The organism is Blautia sp. Sow4_E7 (assembly GCF_052116245.1).
In the GTDB taxonomy this organism is placed as follows: domain Bacteria; phylum Bacillota; class Clostridia; order Lachnospirales; family Lachnospiraceae; genus Blautia_A.
The window spans coordinates 1-17,111 of record NZ_JBQKLL010000022.1 but is presented as its reverse complement, the minus strand read 5'-3'; the positions used below and the strand labels follow the sequence as shown (position 1 = coordinate 17,111).

The 17,111-nt window shown below is 52.2% G+C and carries 20 protein-coding genes; all 20 read right to left on the bottom strand.

Going from position 1 to position 17,111, the window contains the following annotated elements:
- Position 1 precedes the first annotated feature (1 nt).
- On the bottom strand, positions 2 to 622 hold the full coding sequence (locus ACTQ50_RS12510; RefSeq protein WP_173770730.1) for a baseplate complex protein: 621 nt from the start codon (positions 620 to 622) through the stop codon (positions 2 to 4).
- Between the two features lie 13 nt (positions 623 to 635).
- Positions 636 to 4,517, bottom strand: coding sequence for a phage tail tape measure protein (locus tag ACTQ50_RS12505; protein WP_441484494.1), 3,882 nt, complete (start codon positions 4,515 to 4,517; stop codon positions 636 to 638).
- 86 nt (positions 4,518 to 4,603) lie between these two features.
- The gene (locus ACTQ50_RS12500) at positions 4,604 to 4,774 is read right to left on the bottom strand and encodes a hypothetical protein (RefSeq protein ID WP_441484493.1); all 171 of its coding nucleotides are present in this window, start codon (positions 4,772 to 4,774) and stop codon (positions 4,604 to 4,606) included.
- 59 nt (positions 4,775 to 4,833) lie between these two features.
- A complete protein-coding gene (locus tag ACTQ50_RS12495) occupies positions 4,834 to 5,274 on the bottom strand; it encodes a DUF6848 family protein (RefSeq protein WP_441484492.1) in 441 nt (146 codons plus the stop codon).
- Positions 5,275 to 5,307: 33 nt separating this feature from the next.
- A complete protein-coding gene (locus ACTQ50_RS12490; RefSeq protein ID WP_441484491.1) occupies positions 5,308 to 5,757 on the bottom strand; it encodes a hypothetical protein in 450 nt (149 codons plus the stop codon).
- A gap of 17 nt (positions 5,758 to 5,774) precedes the next feature.
- Positions 5,775 to 7,193 carry a DUF2586 family protein gene (locus ACTQ50_RS12485; RefSeq protein WP_441484490.1) on the bottom strand — a complete coding sequence of 473 codons (1,419 nt, stop codon included), beginning with the start codon at positions 7,191 to 7,193 and terminating at the stop codon, positions 5,775 to 5,777.
- Entirely contained in the window at positions 7,193 to 7,372 is a 180-nt protein-coding gene (locus ACTQ50_RS12480) for a hypothetical protein (protein ID WP_441484489.1), read from the bottom strand. The genes ACTQ50_RS12485 and ACTQ50_RS12480 overlap by 1 nt, the downstream gene beginning before the upstream one ends.
- Positions 7,359 to 7,868: an SON protein gene (locus ACTQ50_RS12475; RefSeq protein WP_173770737.1), complete on the bottom strand. Its 510-nt coding sequence runs from the start codon at positions 7,866 to 7,868 to the stop codon at positions 7,359 to 7,361. The genes ACTQ50_RS12480 and ACTQ50_RS12475 overlap by 14 nt, the downstream gene beginning before the upstream one ends.
- Complete coding sequence (locus ACTQ50_RS12470) at positions 7,865 to 8,359, bottom strand: phage virion morphogenesis protein (RefSeq protein ID WP_173770738.1); 495 nt, start codon at positions 8,357 to 8,359, stop codon at positions 7,865 to 7,867. The genes ACTQ50_RS12475 and ACTQ50_RS12470 overlap by 4 nt, the downstream gene beginning before the upstream one ends.
- Before the next feature lie 6 nt (positions 8,360 to 8,365).
- Positions 8,366 to 8,833 (bottom strand): gp436 family protein, encoded by a 468-nt coding sequence (locus ACTQ50_RS12465; RefSeq protein WP_173770739.1) that lies wholly within the window; start codon positions 8,831 to 8,833, stop codon positions 8,366 to 8,368.
- A complete protein-coding gene (locus ACTQ50_RS12460) occupies positions 8,833 to 9,732 on the bottom strand; it encodes a Mu-like prophage major head subunit gpT family protein (RefSeq protein WP_441484488.1) in 900 nt (299 codons plus the stop codon). Before ACTQ50_RS12460 ends, ACTQ50_RS12465 begins: the two co-directional genes overlap by 1 nt.
- A gap of 14 nt (positions 9,733 to 9,746) precedes the next feature.
- Positions 9,747 to 10,130, bottom strand: coding sequence for a hypothetical protein (locus ACTQ50_RS12455; protein WP_173770741.1), 384 nt, complete (start codon positions 10,128 to 10,130; stop codon positions 9,747 to 9,749).
- A complete protein-coding gene (locus ACTQ50_RS12450) occupies positions 10,127 to 11,191 on the bottom strand; it encodes a phage protease (protein WP_441484487.1) in 1,065 nt (354 codons plus the stop codon). Before ACTQ50_RS12450 ends, ACTQ50_RS12455 begins: the two co-directional genes overlap by 4 nt.
- A 65-nt stretch (positions 11,192 to 11,256) precedes the next feature.
- A complete protein-coding gene (locus ACTQ50_RS12445; RefSeq protein ID WP_441484486.1) occupies positions 11,257 to 11,988 on the bottom strand; it encodes a phage head morphogenesis protein in 732 nt (243 codons plus the stop codon).
- Positions 11,985 to 13,592 carry a DUF935 domain-containing protein gene (locus tag ACTQ50_RS12440; RefSeq protein ID WP_441484485.1) on the bottom strand — a complete coding sequence of 536 codons (1,608 nt, stop codon included), beginning with the start codon at positions 13,590 to 13,592 and terminating at the stop codon, positions 11,985 to 11,987. Before ACTQ50_RS12440 ends, ACTQ50_RS12445 begins: the two co-directional genes overlap by 4 nt.
- A 2-nt stretch (positions 13,593 to 13,594) precedes the next feature.
- A complete protein-coding gene (terL, locus tag ACTQ50_RS12435) occupies positions 13,595 to 15,355 on the bottom strand; it encodes a phage terminase large subunit (RefSeq protein ID WP_441484484.1) in 1,761 nt (586 codons plus the stop codon).
- Positions 15,348 to 15,911: a phage protein Gp27 family protein gene (locus tag ACTQ50_RS12430; protein WP_441484483.1), complete on the bottom strand. Its 564-nt coding sequence runs from the start codon at positions 15,909 to 15,911 to the stop codon at positions 15,348 to 15,350. The genes terL and ACTQ50_RS12430 overlap by 8 nt, the downstream gene beginning before the upstream one ends.
- Before the next feature lies 1 nt (position 15,912).
- Positions 15,913 to 16,203, bottom strand: a complete 291-nt coding sequence (locus tag ACTQ50_RS12425; protein ID WP_330592653.1) for a hypothetical protein — start codon at positions 16,201 to 16,203, stop codon at positions 15,913 to 15,915.
- The gene (locus tag ACTQ50_RS12420; protein WP_296907550.1) at positions 16,190 to 16,597 is read right to left on the bottom strand and encodes a hypothetical protein; all 408 of its coding nucleotides are present in this window, start codon (positions 16,595 to 16,597) and stop codon (positions 16,190 to 16,192) included. The genes ACTQ50_RS12425 and ACTQ50_RS12420 overlap by 14 nt, the downstream gene beginning before the upstream one ends.
- Before the next feature lie 9 nt (positions 16,598 to 16,606).
- Positions 16,607 to 16,948 (bottom strand): hypothetical protein, encoded by a 342-nt coding sequence (locus tag ACTQ50_RS12415; RefSeq protein ID WP_441484482.1) that lies wholly within the window; start codon positions 16,946 to 16,948, stop codon positions 16,607 to 16,609.
- Positions 16,949 to 17,111: the final 163 nt, after the last annotated feature.

The window sequence follows — 17,111 nt, the reverse complement described above, 5'->3', positions numbered from 1 at the left end:
ATCACTTCTTTTTCGTCGTCTTTTTCTTGGTAGTCTTCTTCACTACCTTCTTGGCTGCTTTCTTTGCTGTTGTCTTGTTCTTGGTATCCTTTGCAGGACTTTTACTGGTTTTCTTGGTTGTCTTCTTTTTGGCAGCTGCTTTCTTCGCTGCCGCTGCTTTTTTCTGTGCCGCTGCTTTTTCCCTGGCTTTCTGTGCCTTGGTCTTCACAACCGACACGCTCACGATCAGAGGGGCTACAAAGGACAAGGTTCCGGTAAACCAGCTCTGGTTGACATCTTCCGTGGTCGTGAACCCATTGAAGTACACTTCCGTGATGCCCCTTGCAGCACACTGTGTCTCTACGATCCTGTATTTCTTCTGCTTCTTCTGCTTTGTAGTCTTAAACAACCTCTGAATGTACTGGATCTGTTCCTTTGCTGTATAGCTGCCGTCTTCCTCGAAGTACATGGATACTTCGACTTTGGCTGCCTCGAACCCTGTGGGCTGGTTTGCTTTTGTAACCTTGCCCTTGCTGTTCTTTTTATCCTCGATCTTGCCCTCTTCCGTGATCGTTACGCTCTGCACCTGGCCGGGAATTTTCTTCCCGGCTATGGTCAGATATTTCTCATCAACGTAGATCATGATGCTGCCCTCCCTATGCCGTTACTGGGTCATTGTCCCCATCCAGCTCAGAGAGCAGTTTCTTCAGCTTACGCAGATCGTCAATGCTCTGAGCGTCAATGTTCATAGTTACGTGATATGTCTGGTATTTCGTTCCACCCTGTGGCTGTTTTGGTTCCGGTTTCCATGTGGTTGTCTGCTGTTTCTCTGTCTTTTCCTTGGTCTGGGTAACAGTATTCTTCTCATTAGCCGGGTCAGACTGTTTCTTTCCACCAGGGAAGAACATGGTAAACGTATTCATGACCACATTTCTCATCCGATTCCACAGGCTGTCCAGGGGAACGATTGCTTCCTCACCAGCTTCTCCTCCAACCATCGGGCTCATGCCGTTCATGCCGAACACGGTCGGTTTTTTCATGATCGCGCCTTTCGCATAGTAGCTGACTGAGAAGTTCGGGACGGAAGCTGTTGCTTTCCCGCTTCCTACTGTTGAGTAGGATACATTTACATGTGGCAAGGACGGTCTCGGAACCGTGATACGGATATTCTCGAACGCCGCCTTGATCTGGTATGCAATACTGGACGCAGTGCTGACCGCACTGGATCCGGCGGAGCTGATACCAGAGGCAACGTTAGACATCATCTGTCTTCCCAGTTCGCTGGCTGATGATACCGCGTTCCGGAAGGCGTTCATGGCGTCCGTTCCCGCTTTCTGTGATGCTGAAGTTGTAGTTCCTGTTCCGGAAGTAATTCCGGAAGCAATGTCCCTGATCATATTCGTGCCTACTGCGGTGGCGTTTAAGTTATCGACTGCATCCAGGGAGCTCTGTCCCGCACTCTGAGCGGCACTCTGAGCACTACCCGTATTTGCGGTGATTCCGTTTGTCAGGCTCTCGATCAATTTCGTTCCTGCGGATCCCGCTCCGCTGGTGTCAATGCTGAAGGCACTCATAATCTCCTGCCCTGCACTCTGAGCGGCTGCTTCTGCTCCGGCTGTTCCGGATGTGATTCCATCCGTTACGCTCTGTATCAAGTTCGCTCCTGCGGATCCTGCTCCGCTGGAGTCAATGCTGAAGGCACTCATAATCTCCTGCCCTGCGTTTTGAGCTGCCACCTGGGCGTTTCCTGCGTTCGCTGTGATACCGCTGGTTACACTCTCGATCAGGCTTGTCCCTGCTGTTCCCGCTCCACTGGTATCAATGTTGAAGGAACTCATGATCTCCTGCCCTGCGTTCTGGGCTGCTGTCTGGGCTTCTGGCATTCCTGTATTGATGCCATCCGTCACGCTCTGCATCAGGTTTGTTCCTGCGGATCCTGCTCCAGTAGTATCAAGATTGAAGTTGTCCAGGATACTCTGTCCGGCGTTCTGAGCTTCTGCCTGTGCTGCTGGTGTCCCTGCGGTGATTCCGTCTGCCAGGGCCTGCATGGACTCTGTTCCCTTCTGTTGTAAGCTGTCAGGGTTGAAGTCAAGTGTGGAAAGTGCCTGGTTTGCGTTGTCTACTGCTGTCTCTACCTTCGGGATATCGTTCTCGATGGCCGTTGCTGTCCCTGCCACTGGTGTCGTATCCGGAACATCATCCTCTCCGAACAGCCAGCCTGTAAAGTCGTCCCACAGTCCCTTGGCTGTGTCTACCAGGCTGGAAAAGCCGCTCACAAATCCGTCCTTGATGCTGTTTACCAGGTTAGATCCTACATCCAGCCAGTCGATCGACGTCACGGCATCTACAACTCCGGAGAATAATTCCGGGATCATGCCGATCAGGGGCGGGATGGCTGAGATCAGTCCGGACAGGATCATTAAAATGATCTGAATACCGGATGTGATCAGAGACGGCAGCCCGGAGGCTATCGCCTGAAGGACCAGAGGGATCAGCTGAAGAGCCTGCGCCAGGAGCTGGGGGAGTCCGGTTGCAATTCCCTGAGCCAGCATCCCCAGGATCTGAAGACCGGCTGAAATCACAGACGGCAGGTTCTGAATGATGCCCGTCAGGATCATCTGGATCAGCGAAATCCCAGCCGATAAAAGTGCCGGGAGCCCGGTCACGATCCCCTGTACTAGCATACTCAGGATCTGAAGACCAGCTGACAGGATAGTTGGCAGATACTGTATAATTCCAGTCAAGAGCGACTGAATCAGCTGTATCCCGGCGGATAAGATCACCGGCAGCAACGTTGTGATTCCTGTATACAGGGACTGGATGATAGTCTCCCCAGCCTGCAAGATTGACGGAACCGCCTGCAAAATTCCGGACAGTAATGTCAGAAGCAGGGAAAGTCCGACACTTAGCAAAGTCGGTGCTATCGTCTGGATTCCCGTGATCAGGGACTCCAGCATGGACACGCCGCCCGATATGAGGGACGGAAGCCCGGAGGCTATACCAGACGCAATCTGAAGCACCAGGTCGATACCAAACTGTAGGAACTCCGGAAGCTTCTGTGCTATGGCTGTAACTGCGGTTCCTACGAACCCGCCTACCTTGCCGAAGATATTGCTAAAGGTCGCGCCCAGCTGTTCCACGTCTCCACCGCATGCCTTAAATATGGCTATCAACGCCACGATCAGTCCTATCACCCACGTTATGGGTGACGATAGGAGTGCGCTATTGAACAGTCCGCTGGCCTTGCTCGCCAAGGTCGTGACTGTCTTCAACGACGTCATAGCCTTACCTAGTGTTCCGATGGTAGTAGTCACCACTCCGGCCACGATCAGGAATACACCCAGGATCGCAACGATCCTCATAATGGTCGCGACGGTCTCCTGGTTATTGGATACCCAGTCTGATCCCTTCTGAACCAGCCCGATCATAGCCTCCAGTCCGGTATTGACCGCTGGAAGGAGTCCCTGTCCCAGTTCTTCCGTCACGTTGTGCATCTGTTGTTTTAATACTTGAAACTTCTGTGCGGGCGTGTCGCTGATCGCTTCCGCCATCTTTTTCGTGGTCTCCACACCTCCATCCATAGAGGTCTGAAGGTCGTCGATACCTGTCTTCAGCTGGTCTGTGTTGTTATACAGCAGGTCGATGAGGGCGATCGCTTCGTCTGTTCCGAAGGCATCTTTTAATTGTTTCTTTTCAACTGCATCAATGGTGTCGCCATACTTCCCATGTAGCTGCTCCAGGATGTCCGGCATGGACAGGAGTTGGTTGTTCGCGTCCAGGAAGTTGAGCCCCAGCTTTTCGCCAGCTGACGCCGCAGTGTTCAAAAATGACTTGTATTTTGTACCGGCTTCCGTTCCGCTCATGGTTGCCTGTAGCTGTCCCAGGATGGCAAGCTGTTCCTCCATCGGGACGTTGGCGTTCGTTGCGGAAGCTCCCAGCATCTTGATAGCTCCCGCCATCTCGGTACCGCTGGTCTTGTAATTCTTAACGGCCGTGGCAATTCCGGCGGAGAACATTTCTCCAAACTCCATGTCGCTGAGGTCAGAATAATAGTTCTTGTAAATGCCGTAACCGGTAGCGAACAAAGAAGTCATGTCCGCGGTGGTTGCCTTGGTCGCTTTTGCTGTTAATCCGGCAAGCTCTGTGTACTGGGCCACGCCTTCATCTGTTAGAGACGCAATACCGGACTTGATATCATAAGACGCGGATATGAAATCCGACTTCGTGGTTCCCGCCCATGTGTCTGAGAAGTTCTTTGCAGCCTTTTCCAGGGCTCCAAGATCTTCGACTCCAAGACTGGCAACCTCGGCCAGTGCGTCCTGGGTGTCAAATGTCGCTGTCACAGTACCCATGCAGGCTCCGACGATGGCGGTACCCATTCCGGTCATTGCCGCGCCAGCCTTCTGCATTGTCCCGAAGGCGTCATTCATTTTCTGTACCGCAGACGGTACCCCGTCAGCAGCTCCCTGGACTTTGCTGGTCATGTTATCAACCATATCCAGTACAAGAGATACACGGAATACAGAATCCATACCCATGTTCACTCACCTCTTGCAATTCTTTCGTTATTCGTTTATAATTGCTTTAGGCAGAGGGCTGTGTGAATTTTCATGCAGCTCCTTTTTTATTCTTCAGAGAAGGCTTTCGCCACCCCCGTCTGTATATCTCCCTGTACCATCTCCCGGCAGATCTTAGCTTTTGCAAACAGCCGGTAAAGTTCCGTGATCGGAACCTGTTCCCAGTCCGTGGGAACCATCTGAGAAGGCAGATACCGGCAGATCGTCAGGACAGCCATGTCAAAAAAGCTGTCCCGGATCTCCTGCTCTGCCTCTTCTATCTGTTCATCGGCAGATCTTACAGTCTCCGTACTCTGGTTGTCTTCGATAAACCCAACATGTAGAGAAGTTTCTCACCCAGGCTGATTCCAAGTGCCGGGAATTTACTCAGTTTATCGTCCAAGTCTACACGCTGCTCCGGATGGATGTTATCCAGGCAGAAGGCTTTCATGGCCTTACTGGAAGAGCTGCTGGCTGTCTTGGCGTAACGGTCATAGCTCGCGCTGGAAGGCTCTCTGAACAGGAAGTTCAGTTCCTCTTCCATCTCATCATCCTGGGACAGGCTGGTCGATACTACATATCCATGTTTTCCTTCGCAGAATTTTTCAAAAGCCTTACTATCTTCAGATAAAGGCTTCTGAGGTTCCGGTTCTGCTACTGTAGGGGCAGCTACTGGTCTTTCCTGTTCTTCGTGCGCACTCAGGGCTTCCACATTTCTTGCATCTGTATCGTAATACATGTTTTATTCCTCCTGTTTTGACATTTAATCTGATCAGCCGGTGATTCCGTTGATCGCAATTCCTCCAACTGCAACGCCTTCAAGTTCTACAGTCAGGCTACTGTCTCCTGCTGCGGCTTTTAAGCTACGTTTGGAGAATGTAACATTTGTGAGAGTGTCTGTACTGGTATCACAGCCTTCGTCTGCATAGGATACAGTAATTTTCGGGACAACAACATCATAAAACCCTTTTTTCTTATATGATGTTTTTACAGAATCCATGAAGGTATCGAAGTCTTCCCTCATCAAAGTAATTTTTACGCTGTTCTTAGCCTGTCCAGTCCCGAACCCTCGAATACGTCCACCTTTTCCATAGATCAGGGTTTTTTCTTTCTCATCATCATAGCTGATTTCAGTCGGTTCAATTCCGCTGCAGCCGCTGAATCCGATGGTTACGGAAGACCAGTCATAGACTTTGCCGTTTACAATCTGTTTTCTTGCCACGTCTGTCTCCTTTCTGTCTACGCAATTGCATTGACTACATACATGTCTAACTTCAATTCTCTGGTGTAACCACGCGGTACGCACTGGATACGAACCGGAAGTTTTTTATCCTTGCCGCTGTTTACCATGTCCGTAAGGATGGTCACGCGACCGTCACTGATAATACGGTCTGTGTTTTTGGCATTATCAATCGGAACATTCAGATCTTCCTGTACCTGTGCATAATAAACATTAGCATCATTCTGATCAAAGTCTTCATTCTGATGAAGAAGGGCTCTCTTGTACACATCTCGTGCCAGGCGATACATCACACGGACATCCTCGATGTTCGCGTAGTCGCTGGAAGCCGGTGCTGTCATGTTGGTAGCTGCCACATAGTAGCCTTCCAGTCCTTCGTATTTACGCAGGAAGATATATCTCGCAGCATCCAGCTGTTCGATGTAGTCCTCAATTCCTTCCGGTAAGAGCTTCACGATCTTGCCCTCAGCGTAGCTGATTCCATCTGTACCAGTGTAAGCCACAGAGGTGCTTTCCTTGATGGCTGCCAGGCTTCCGGTGAGTATACCTGCAAAATTAATGTCCTGCTCGCGTCCATCCATGCGGATGTATCTGATCCACTGGGACACAACCCCCACATGACGTCCCTTCACACTTTTTGCGTCCGGAGCGATTGCTTCGGCGTAGGCAGCTGCATTCTCCGCTTCAGAAGGTCCTCTCTGCTCACAGATGAAAAAGATCGGTTTGCCAGCCTGTGTCTCCATTGCAGCTCCAAGGCTTTCCAGGGATCCCCACAGTGCTGCGGTGCTGGTGCCTACTATGTGGATCAGTTCCACTGTCACCATGTAGCTGCGGAACTTCTTCACGGCATCCAGGATGTCCCCATTATTCGCCGCCGGGGCTGTCGCCTCGAAGGTATAGGTATCACCAGCAACGAACTGGTTTCCTTCAGAAGCTGTGAAGGTCAGTGTCACGCCTGTGTTCGGTACAGTAATAGTGCCGGACAGTGGGATGGTCTGCTCATCTCCCCAGCTCTGACCGCCGTTTTCACTGATCACGCAGGTGGCTGCGTTAGTCAGTCCGGAAGTCTCGATCTGTACGATCAGGGTGAAGTCATTTGTCGGGTTTCCGGATGCCTCAATGGTTCCCTTTCCAGTTCCCTGGTGGTCTGCTTTTGAGATCTTGCCGTGTGTGGTCTCTTTCACCGGCAGGGCGTAGATCGTAGACGCCCCGTTCTCCACGGAGTCGATGCAAGCGTCTGCAAGTGGGCTGTTTCCCAGCTTCTCGCGGATCATCTCTGCATCCATGTTCCCAGTGATCACGATAGGACTCGCACTCTCCACAGGGCTGACGCCGACCTTGCCGAAGATCCCAGTTCCGGTTCCGCTTCCTGCCCCGCCGTTGCTGTCATGTAAATTCAGTTCAACGTTTGATAACATTATTTCCTCCCATCTGCCGGTCCGCTAGTAAACAGCTTCACGGCTCCATCGTATTCACTTTCGCTTACGCTCTTTCCGCAGCCCCAGCCCTCCAGGATCATAGTCCCCTTCAGAATCTCATCTGCGGTATTCTTTTCTTTCGCCCATTCTTCAATGGTCTTCATTTCATTGCTGTCCATCTTCATCCTTTCCCGTGGTCAGTTCCATCTCCGTACCTTCCGGGCTGGTCCATGCTGCCACGTCTTTATAGATTCCATATTTGCATACAACTTTTATCTGGACGGCCATCTTAGCCTTCATCACACAATCGTCTTCATCTACCCAGTCAGTCTCCACCGGAGTGACATCCACCCAATTCCCGCCATCATCATAGAAGCCTCTTTCCAGGTTTGAGAGGAATCCTTCCAGGAGCTCCTCCAGCTTTTCCTCGTCCGCTGCGGCCAGGACCACATTGTAGGCGGTCTCGCAGGTGTACAGCTTCCGCCGTATGAGGGAAGCACCCTGCTGGTCTTTGAATGTTTTTTTAGATGTCGCTCGTACCGGTGTGTCGCTGATCCGCAGAACTGCGCCGTATTGTGTGCCCGCAGCGTGTTTCAGCTGCTTCAGGCTGGTGTATATGCTCTTCGTCAGGCCTCCAGCTTTCAGTGCAGCCTCCAGGAACGCCTTCTTCGTCATGCTTCTGATAACGCCTCCTCTACAAGACTCTTGATCTCCTGCCTGTCTTCATCCGATATACCCAAGAACGGGCGTGCCGGTATGTTGACAGTAACCTGTTTCTTGCGGATCGTGCGCCCGTGGTACTCAAAAGCAAGATAGGGCTTGTTCTTCGCCCGGATCACGCGTCCGGATGCTCCGAACTGGTGGGTGGCTGCATATACCAGGTTTGTGCCGACTTCGGCACCTTCTTCGGTCGCTCTGGCGTTGATGGAGCCTTTCAGCTGTCCTGTCATTGTCAGGGTCAGTCCGCCTTTTTCCGATGCCCGGATGGACTTGTTCCATGCAGCCCCTTCCGGGCTCTTTTCGCCTTCAAATCTTTCGATCGTCCCGCTCCGCAAAGCCTCCGCGATCGCATTATTGATCCCAGCCTTGTCGATGGTGCTCAGCCGGGACAGCTTCTCCGCAAGCTCTGGGAGTTCTCCTTCCATGCTGGCTCTAATTGATGACATGTGTGGTTAATATCCTTTCATGGTCTCCCTGGAAAACAGCCGTTCATTTGCCTGGTACCGGAAGCCGTCGTTCGCTGTGGCTGTTCCGGATCCGTCTGCTGTATCCTGCCCGGTATCAATGTTCGCCAGGCCTTTGGCTACATTCGTCAGGAACGTGATGGCGTTCTTGTAACGGATGTATATGGTGTTCTCCCTGTCGTCTTCATCTATTCCAGTCCTGCTTGCCAGATTGTAGACAGCGATATCCTTCGCCAGTTTGCTGACGATCGGCGGCACCGGCTCCAGAAATGGAACCTTGTACCGCTTGGATACCCAGCCGTCGATCTCGGCACAGGCGTCAGAGATGGCTTCCTCGGTGCAGGCAGTGATCTTCTCTGTTCTTTCCTGTTCATCCTCGATCAGATCCGATCCCAGGATTGCGTCAATCATATCGTCTCGGATCTTTCCGAGAACTTCGGCCGTGGTGCAGTACATCAGCCTAAACCGGATGTTTTTCCGGTGCTGCCATATGCCATCTGCCAGAAGCCAAAGCCTGCATTGTCGCGGCAGTCACAGCCGTACAGGTATTCCTTCTGCAAAAACACATTCAGATCAGTGTCCTTTGTGAGCATGTCGAACTTGATCTTCTTGCGGATCTGGAGGATGATCGGCTTCAGGAACTTCTTAGTGCACAGGAGGAACCATGCGTCCTCATTGTCTCCAGACAGCTCAGTGGCAACCTTGATCTTTGCCAGGTTCTGGGTGATGTTGGTAGTGCCGTCGATCAGGGAAGCTTCCAGGATCTTCTTGGCTACCATCTCGTTTTTCGGAGATACGACCAGGAGATCCGGCACCAGCTTCAGCGGTTTGTTCTTGTCGCCGGTAATGCTCATCATGGCCTGTCTGGCAGCCAGGAAGCTCTCAGTGCTCAGTGCTGCTGTAGAAGTGTTTGAGAAAGTCTTTTCACCGGATACATGGTCTGCGGCAAAGAAAGTCTTCTCATCGTAGCATTTTTCGGTGAATCCTTTTGTCAGCATCTCAAAAACCAGGTCATTGTAATGCTCTCCGGCTTCCTGTCCCATCATGCTGAACATCGGGGTATAGATGCCATACTGGTCATCCTCGATAGTATCTCTATTGATGCCGATAGTTCGCTCGAAGCTCTTATTCTTGATGGTATATCCGTACTCACTGATGTGCTGGACTTCTCTGTCTCCGATCCACTCCTTCATTCCTGGGATCTGTCCGAGCCATGCGTAGTCGTTTGCGGCAGTGCTGGAAGAGGTCACGGTTGCAATATCCTTGTAGTCCGGGCTCACCTCTGACAGTGCCTTGTTAAATGCTGCGGAATAGCCTGTAGTCAGGCCGTGCAGGTTAGACTGGTTAATAATCATTTTCTATGTCCTCCTTATTTCATCTCGACGGTAACGCCGTCCGGATCCACCGCGATAATGGTACCGGCTGCACTCGCCCCGGTGGAAGTGATTGTCACAGTATCAGCTCCTGCGATATAGCAAGTCTTCAGAAGGTCTGTGCTCTTGATGCTTCCGTCGTTGTTCCACACAAAGGTCCCGCGCTGTACTCTGACATTCACCGCTCCGGCAGCTCCGCCGGTATTGTCAGCACCTACTACGACCATTCCAGCTTTCACAAGTCCTTCCGCTTTCTTTCCGGTTACTGCATAGCCAGACGCGTTGATAGCCGCGATCGTGCATTCCTTCATGTTTTCCCCGGCGGCTACCGGGATATTCAATGTGGTACTTCCCAGCACCTGGTTCCCTGTTCTTTTCACAGTGTTACCTCCTTATTCCCATACTTTTTCGCGTCTTCCGCGCTGATTCCCAGATTCTTCAGAATCGCCATTGTGTCGGTATCCAACTTCTCACCTTCCGGGGCGTCCTTCAGTCCGATCTCGCCCATCGGCACCGCCGGTCCTGCCAGCTCCAGGAACTTTTTGAAGCCTTCTGCGTCTTTCAGGGCGTAAGATCTCGCCCATTCCTTCTGTGCTGCTGTGATCTTGCCATCCTTCAGGGCGGTCTGTACCAGGGTGTTAGTCTCACGCTCCTTTGCAGCCTCTTCCAGCTGCCGGACGCGGAGGGCAAGCTGCTGGTCCCCGTTCTTCAGTCCTACGATCTTGGCACTCACCTCCGCTGTGGAAGCTGTGTCTGGAAGGTCCAAAAGTCCCAGGATGGTGCTGTTTGCTACAACCTCGGCAGGTGGAGCCGCCGGAGGTGTTTCCGGTGCCCCGGCTGCTTCCACTGCTTTTTTCACAGCTTTCAGGATGTCTTCCTCGGTGGCGTCTTCCGCCAGTCCTAAAACCTCGATCAGTTTCTTCAGATCCATTGTGTTTTCTCCTTTCGTCAGCCCGTTGTCCTTGCACATGGCAGGCATTCCGTCGATAGCCGGGCTGTTGGTCAATGCTACCGACGATACAGCAGATACTCGTCTGTCTTTCCGCACCATGATGGTCGGGGACAGGTAGCGGTATTCCCTGTTTTTCAGGTATTCCTTCGCTTTTGGTGTCCACTGTACCTTTCCGATGATGGCGTCCGTGCCTTTTCTCAGCTCGGTGATCCATCCGCTGGCCGGTGCCTGGACGTTCAGCAAGGTCTGGTGTTCATAGTCCACTACCAGGTCGATCTTGCGGTCCTTGAAGGACTTCAGGATCATGTCTACGCTGGCGTCATCCACCAGGAAGGTCCCTTTTGTGGACTTCACCTCTCCAAGAGGGAGGATCTTGATCTCTTCCGGGGCTCCGGAGAGGTCGATCGTGCCCGCCTGAAGGGCTATCAAAGTTTCCATTGTCTCTCTCACCTCTTCTGTACCGTCTGTAATAGCGTTATAACGCGTCATAACGCTATTTTCTCGGCAAACTGGAGCAATTCCCCACCTATTACAGAAAATGGCTTAAAAATCGCTCAGATTGATTCCTGCTTTCTTTCCCGGAAAATCTTCCGGAGGGGCTTGTCTATGTTTGACAGGTCTGGCTTATAGGTCGTCTTTGCCGGGTTATTGGAAAATCCCTTGTCTGGGTTGATCATAAGGATCTCGCCGGTGTCATAGTCCACAGTCCTGGGAGGATTCTGCCTTACCTCCAGTCCCATCTGCTCCACCTGCCTCTTTGATAAGCTCCTTACCATGCACCGGCACCGGAACCCGTTAGGTGGGTACCAGATGTCCCACACGGGATCATCCGCCCTGTACACGGCGTCGTGCATGATGGCATGGCTCTCACGGACTTTTCCGTCCGCTGCTGTCTTGTACTGCCAGTAGGGGCGGAGCCGCAGGGTCTCCGGAGATGTCATGCTCTGGTAGTGACCGGCATTGTACGCGGTCTGGATGTTCGTCCTAAAGATCGTGTCACTCTTCCAGGGGTTCATGGCTTCGTATCCGCGATCCGCCAGAAAAGCGTTCATCTCCTTCAGGAAGTCGTCCTTTGTCTTTCCCTGCTCCACTGCATCCGAAAGCGCGTCAGAGAACTCCTGGAGGACTTCCAGTGCCGTGTACCCGGATACGGTGAAGGCTTTCGCCCTTGCCTCATCATCCAGCTTCATGTACACATCTTTAGGGAGTGCCTTTCTTCCCCTCAGGAATTTGACAGCTTTTTTGAAAATAAAGTCTTTAAAACTTCCATACAGGGCTTCGCTCATTCCTGTGTCCTCCCGATCACGCTGGACAGGTAGATGGTCTGATGGAGGAGGTCTTCCAGCTCCGGGGACTCCATATCCTCGTACAGGGCTTTCAGCTTCTCCTCATCCTTCAGGAACTCCTGTAAGTCTCCCAGATCCCCGTCAAAGTGTTCCACAAGGCTCTTCAAAGGCTTTACCATCTGTTCCATCAGTCTGGCTGCCAGCTGGTTAGACAGATCCGTCATATCATCCAGCTGGATCTGCTCCGGCGTCAATGCTTCAGAATCATCCTTCAGCTGCTCCGGATCCGCGCCATCATCCTGGCTGCCATCCAGTAGGTGGGTCCTTGCCACCATGTTCGGCTGGAGGGTTTCTTCCCCCTCTTCCGGCTCCGGGATTGAGAATCTTTTGTACACATGCGACGCCGGGACTTTCAGCCCCATGTCGCACACCAGTGTGCGGTACATGTCCACCGCTTCCTTCTGGTCTTCCTCCTCATCGGAGTTAAACCGGATAAACGGAACGTTTGCATCTGCCCCGAAGTTGTACTCCACAAGTGGGCGGATGATGTCCCGGCGGATGGTGACTGCCAAAGCCTTAGCATCTGCCGCGGTCAGGTCATGCCGGACTTCGTTGTGGGTCTTGGACTGTGCATAGCTTCCACCACCGCTGTCTGAGGTCAGTGTCTGTCCCAGGATCGCCTTGCTGATCTGCTCGTCGCAGTACCTGGCAAGCTGTTCGTAGATGTCTGCGCTGGTGGTCTTGTTGGCTTCCTTGAACTCGATCATAGTAGTCTCCGGTATGATACCGGCTGCATCAGATCCGATCCTTACAATCGCATCCAGAAGCTCCTGTTTGTCCGCTTCACTTGCTCCCGGATCGTACTTGCCGATCCGCAGGGGCATTCCGTAGACTTCACAGAAGGAAACCCAGTCCTTTACCGTGTAGTTCTTAAACAGGTACATCCAGGACACGATACGCATGATCCCCGCCCTGGACGGGTGGCCGCTCTTGGCCTTGTATCTGTGAACCACGAATTTGTTTTTCGGCAGGTGTATGCCGTTCGGGAACTGCTCGGTGCAGACCAGCATGTCGTCTGTCTCCCAGTCCCACACCAGCTTTTTCTGATGTACATACCGGATATCCTCGATCACATCGAAGCCGTCTGAGTCCACGTCCCAGATGATCTCCATGATGCTCACGCCCTTCCCGATTGCGTCCAGCAGGTCGGTCAGGATGTCGTCCAGGTTCTCGATGCCAAGGAGCTGGTCCTTGATCCACTCTGCTATGGCCTTGTCTTGTTCGTCGTCCGGTGAAAAGGGCTGCACCTCCCACTCCAGTCCCGTCACAGCCAGCTTCCTGGTCTGCATCTGGGAGAACAGGTGAGCGTCCTTCTCCTCCATCTCCTCGAACAGCTCCATCTGACTGCGGACGTTTCCTTCGTCTGCATCCCTGAGGATGGAAGCCAGCTTCACCGGGTTCAGTCCCCGGCTCGGATAGTCAGAGTAACGGTCATTGATCTCACCGGCGGCAATGGTCATGTCAACTGGCCTCAATATCCCGGTGTCTTTTTCCGGGTCGAAGGCTTCTTTCCTGCCTTTCTTTCCCTTCTTCTTTTTTGACATAATCAGTACGCTCCTTCTTCAAACTGTACCCTTCTTTTTTCTGCGGTCCGGTACTCTCCCGCCCCACTGCTCCCCCTCGCCTTGATGGATGTATCAACCGCCATCTTTAACGCGTCGGGTCCGTCGTCGTTCTTTCCCATTGGAAACTCCTTCAGCTGCTGGAGCAGCGTCTTGTGTTTCCGCGAGAATTTGATGTAGTGGTTCTTGATCATCGGCTGAAGGGACTCGATCCTCATGATCTTGTTGGAGTTGGACTGGATCTCCTCGATCGGGAGGTACACGCCTTCCTGTGCCGATTTCTGTGCCAGAACTTCCTTGAAGTACCACTGAAACTGTACCGTCTCAACACCGAACTTCCGGAAACTCCGGCTGTAGTCCTTTTTGTATCTCCGGCTCATGTCGATGGCGTCGTCAATGATCACATCCGGATGGCGTTTCTCGATCGACGCATCCACAACGTACATATAGCCGGTCTTCATATCTGTTGCCAGGCCTATGATGGCACTGGTATCGCTCTTCTTGTTCTTACCCAGGGACGGATCATTTGCCCCGACAAAGTAGAAACGTGGATCACTGAAGTCAATCGGCTCATCATCGTAAAAATCGAACCATTCTTCGTTGAAGGTCGCGTTATCCGGGTCGATCGGGTCGTTCTGAAGCTCGGAGTTGAAGGAAGCGTCTCCTTCAGATACCTTCATCTTCATGAGTTTGTAGTAGGACAGTTTCTCCTCCCACAAGACCTGTGTGCCTTTCAGCATCTCGGTCTTGTGTTCCTCGAAGAACTCGTCCGCATGTTCCTCATGCAGCTCATCAAAGAGATTGACAAAAAGCTCTTCCCACTGTTCCCACAGCTGCGTGTTATCCGCATAGGATATGACAGCCCGGTATTTCCTGCTCTTGAACTCCGGGTTCTTCAAGGTGTTGGACAAAAGGGAGTCATAATGCAGGATGGTTCCAACATACATGATGTCTGTGTAGGTGTCCCCCGCCTTCATCACGGCCTTGTTGAACCAGTTCAGGAGCTTCTTCCTCTGTTCCGGTGTGTTGACGTTCTCATCGTTCTCGATATCGTCCAGGACAATAAGGTCAGGACGCCAGCTCCGGTTTTTCCTTCCTCGAAGTTTCTTTCCGGATCCTACTGCATCCACCTTGACGCCGTTGGTCGTCTTGATCGTGCCGCTTTTCCAGGTATCCTCTCCCTTCATGCAGCCGAAGTCCTCAATGATGTCAGCATTATCTTCCAGCTCGTCCTTGATGTCTTCCAGGAACGCCTCCGCCTGGTCGGATGAGTCAGACAGGATGATCAGATAGTGCTTGTATGCGTACAGGATGGCGTGAAGGGAATCCTTGAATGTGAAGTTCGTAGACTTCGCATGTCCACGGGGAGCTGCTATGGCTCTCTTGGATCCGTCTGCCCTGGAGATCTTCTTGGCATCCATTAAAGGGTTCATTCCCTTCAGAACGCCTGACTCCCAGATGGCATCCAGCTCCGCGTGGAACTCCGGGGACTTCCTTACGAAATAGTGAGACAGATACGCCCTGCCGAAGTAGGACAGATCCACGGCAGCCAGCTTCTTCCTGAGTCCTTTCGGACCGGTCAGTTTCTCGCCACGGTCAAACCGTTCCTTTAAATCCTTCCGGTAAGCAGTTTCCTCCCGAAGGACATATTCCCGGAACAGCTCTTCCTGGTTGGTATGCCACTCTCTTTCCTGTTGCTCTTCTCCATCGTCCAGCTGTGTCAGCCAGTGGTCAAAATCAATCATCCTGCATCATCCTGTCTTTTGCCTCCTGTAGGATCGTGCGGAGCTGTGCTGCCGCTTCCGGATCCTGCCGGATCAGCTTCATGATCCTGTCTTCCATCTCAGAGAAGGCAAGATCTGCTTTTTTCTGCATATCCTGTTTCACACGGTCCTTGTAGACCTTTGTCCTGGACAGGCTCGCCAGGAGCCGTCCTGCTTTATCCAGTGGAAGGGTGTCGAACTCTTCTTCCGCTGTGGCGATCTTGTCGATCAGGCCGTTCACCATCATCCTGATGCCTGCTTCAGTGTAGTCGGCATCCGGATTCTTCTGTATGACCTTGACCAGCTGTTCCGTCTGCGCCTGGGCTTCCAGGAGCCTCTGGGTCGCGCTGGCTGTGCGGAGGGCGTAACGCCCGATACTGCTCTTCGATACCTCGTACCCCATGTCCTTCAGCTTCAGGCTGATTGACAGGTAGGTGTTTGAGGTATCGACCAGCATCACATCCACCTGCTGGCGGATCTCCTCCGGCAGCTCATCCACTTTTCCGGATATCCTGGTCTTCTTTCTCTGTTTCCCCATACTAGATGTCCACCCCCGGATCCTCGATGGTAGCCTCTACAAGGTCAATGCCCTCTTTTGTCAGCTGCACCACCGCGTCGTTCCGGTAGGCTGTGTATGAGTTGATCTTCTTGTCTGTAAATCTGACATATCCGGCAGATACCAGATAGTCCAGCAGTTTGGAGATATCCGGGGTGTAGATCCGCCCGTCGGACATCATTGCATTTGACAGACTGCGGACAGAGGCGGAGTAGTTGAACCCTCTCGCCAGGCTCCGCATAATGAACCCGCGGTTCGATTTATTCTGACTCACCTCTGTCCTCTCCAGATCGTCCATTGCTCTTCACCTCCATCGTGATGTTGTTCGCTATGAGGAGCCGGTCGATCTTGCGGTCGATATCACGGAAGTTGCCGTCCATCTTGTCCATTGCCCGGAAGTAGTCCTCCCGGAGCACGAACATGGTGGCAAAGTCCCCTTTGATGTCTGCCAGTTCCCTGTCCACCCTCTTGATCTCGTTCCTGCTTTCCTCTTCTACTGCATTTATACGTCTCTGTGTCTTTTCGTCGATCTCGGCCAGCTTCTTGTTCTGCTGTTCATTAGTTGCCTGGATGTTTGACAGGTAGCTCTTCAGGAACCAGACTATGATAGTCAATGCTCCTGAGATCACCACTGTCATCACATCGGAAAATGTGATTGTGTACCCCATATGAGTACCTTACGATTTCTTGATCATCCGGTTCCACAGTTCTGCGACGCGTTCCCACCCGTCCATCGAGACAAGCGACACGATAAACGACGCGATAAACGACGCAAAGACCATGAACCAGTCAATCGGTACGCTGTAATAGACTGCCATTGCCGCCATTGCCGCCGGACAGAGGATCATGCTCGTCACGATCACTGTGATCTGTGTCGGAACGCGCTTCTCCAGTCCCGGGATCTGTTTGAGTACCTGGGTCACTACGGACACCAGGAACGCCATAACCCCCACAAGCACGATCAGCTTGCTCGCCAGGGCGTACAGGGTGTCAATATTTACGCTGTTGATTAACTCCATAATTGCTCCTTTCCGGCTCTTCCATCGACAAAAAAATAAGAGCATAGCTGTAAGCTATGCTCTCAGACTGTAGACAAACTTGGTGTTGGGTGTTATGCCCAGCACCATTTTTCTTTTAAAACTTCTTTTCTTTTTATTTTTTTCAAAATCAACAAAAATCTGG

Excerpts from the sequence above, each read along its gene's own strand:
- ACTQ50_RS12430 (WP_441484483.1), bottom strand. The coding sequence starts at position 15,911 with ATGGGGAAACAGAGAAAGAAGACCAGGATATCCGGAAAAGTGGATGAG.
- ACTQ50_RS12505 (WP_441484494.1), bottom strand. The coding sequence starts at position 4,517 with ATGGGTATGGATTCTGTATTCCGTGTATCTCTTGTACTGGATATGGTT.
- ACTQ50_RS12460 (WP_441484488.1), bottom strand. The coding sequence starts at position 9,732 with ATGATTATTAACCAGTCTAACCTGCACGGCCTGACTACAGGCTATTCC.
- ACTQ50_RS12450 (WP_441484487.1), bottom strand. The coding sequence starts at position 11,191 with ATGACGCGTTATAACGCTATTACAGACGGTACAGAAGAGGTGAGAGAG.
- ACTQ50_RS12500 (WP_441484493.1), bottom strand. The coding sequence starts at position 4,774 with ATGGCTGTCCTGACGATCTGCCGGTATCTGCCTTCTCAGATGGTTCCC.
- ACTQ50_RS12495 (WP_441484492.1), bottom strand. The coding sequence starts at position 5,274 with ATGTATTACGATACAGATGCAAGAAATGTGGAAGCCCTGAGTGCGCAC.
- ACTQ50_RS12420 (WP_296907550.1), bottom strand. The coding sequence starts at position 16,597 with ATGGGGTACACAATCACATTTTCCGATGTGATGACAGTGGTGATCTCA.
- ACTQ50_RS12480 (WP_441484489.1), bottom strand. The coding sequence starts at position 7,372 with ATGGACAGCAATGAAATGAAGACCATTGAAGAATGGGCGAAAGAAAAG.
- terL (WP_441484484.1), bottom strand. The coding sequence starts at position 15,355 with ATGATTGATTTTGACCACTGGCTGACACAGCTGGACGATGGAGAAGAG.
- ACTQ50_RS12415 (WP_441484482.1), bottom strand. The coding sequence starts at position 16,948 with ATGGAGTTAATCAACAGCGTAAATATTGACACCCTGTACGCCCTGGCG.
- ACTQ50_RS12475 (WP_173770737.1), bottom strand. The coding sequence starts at position 7,868 with ATGACGAAGAAGGCGTTCCTGGAGGCTGCACTGAAAGCTGGAGGCCTG.
- ACTQ50_RS12445 (WP_441484486.1), bottom strand. The coding sequence starts at position 11,988 with ATGAGCGAAGCCCTGTATGGAAGTTTTAAAGACTTTATTTTCAAAAAA.
- ACTQ50_RS12485 (WP_441484490.1), bottom strand. The coding sequence starts at position 7,193 with ATGTTATCAAACGTTGAACTGAATTTACATGACAGCAACGGCGGGGCA.
- ACTQ50_RS12470 (WP_173770738.1), bottom strand. The coding sequence starts at position 8,359 with ATGTCATCAATTAGAGCCAGCATGGAAGGAGAACTCCCAGAGCTTGCG.
- ACTQ50_RS12465 (WP_173770739.1), bottom strand. The coding sequence starts at position 8,833 with ATGTACTGCACCACGGCCGAAGTTCTCGGAAAGATCCGAGACGATATG.
- ACTQ50_RS12510 (WP_173770730.1), bottom strand. The coding sequence starts at position 622 with ATGATCTACGTTGATGAGAAATATCTGACCATAGCCGGGAAGAAAATT.
- ACTQ50_RS12440 (WP_441484485.1), bottom strand. The coding sequence starts at position 13,592 with ATGTCAAAAAAGAAGAAGGGAAAGAAAGGCAGGAAAGAAGCCTTCGAC.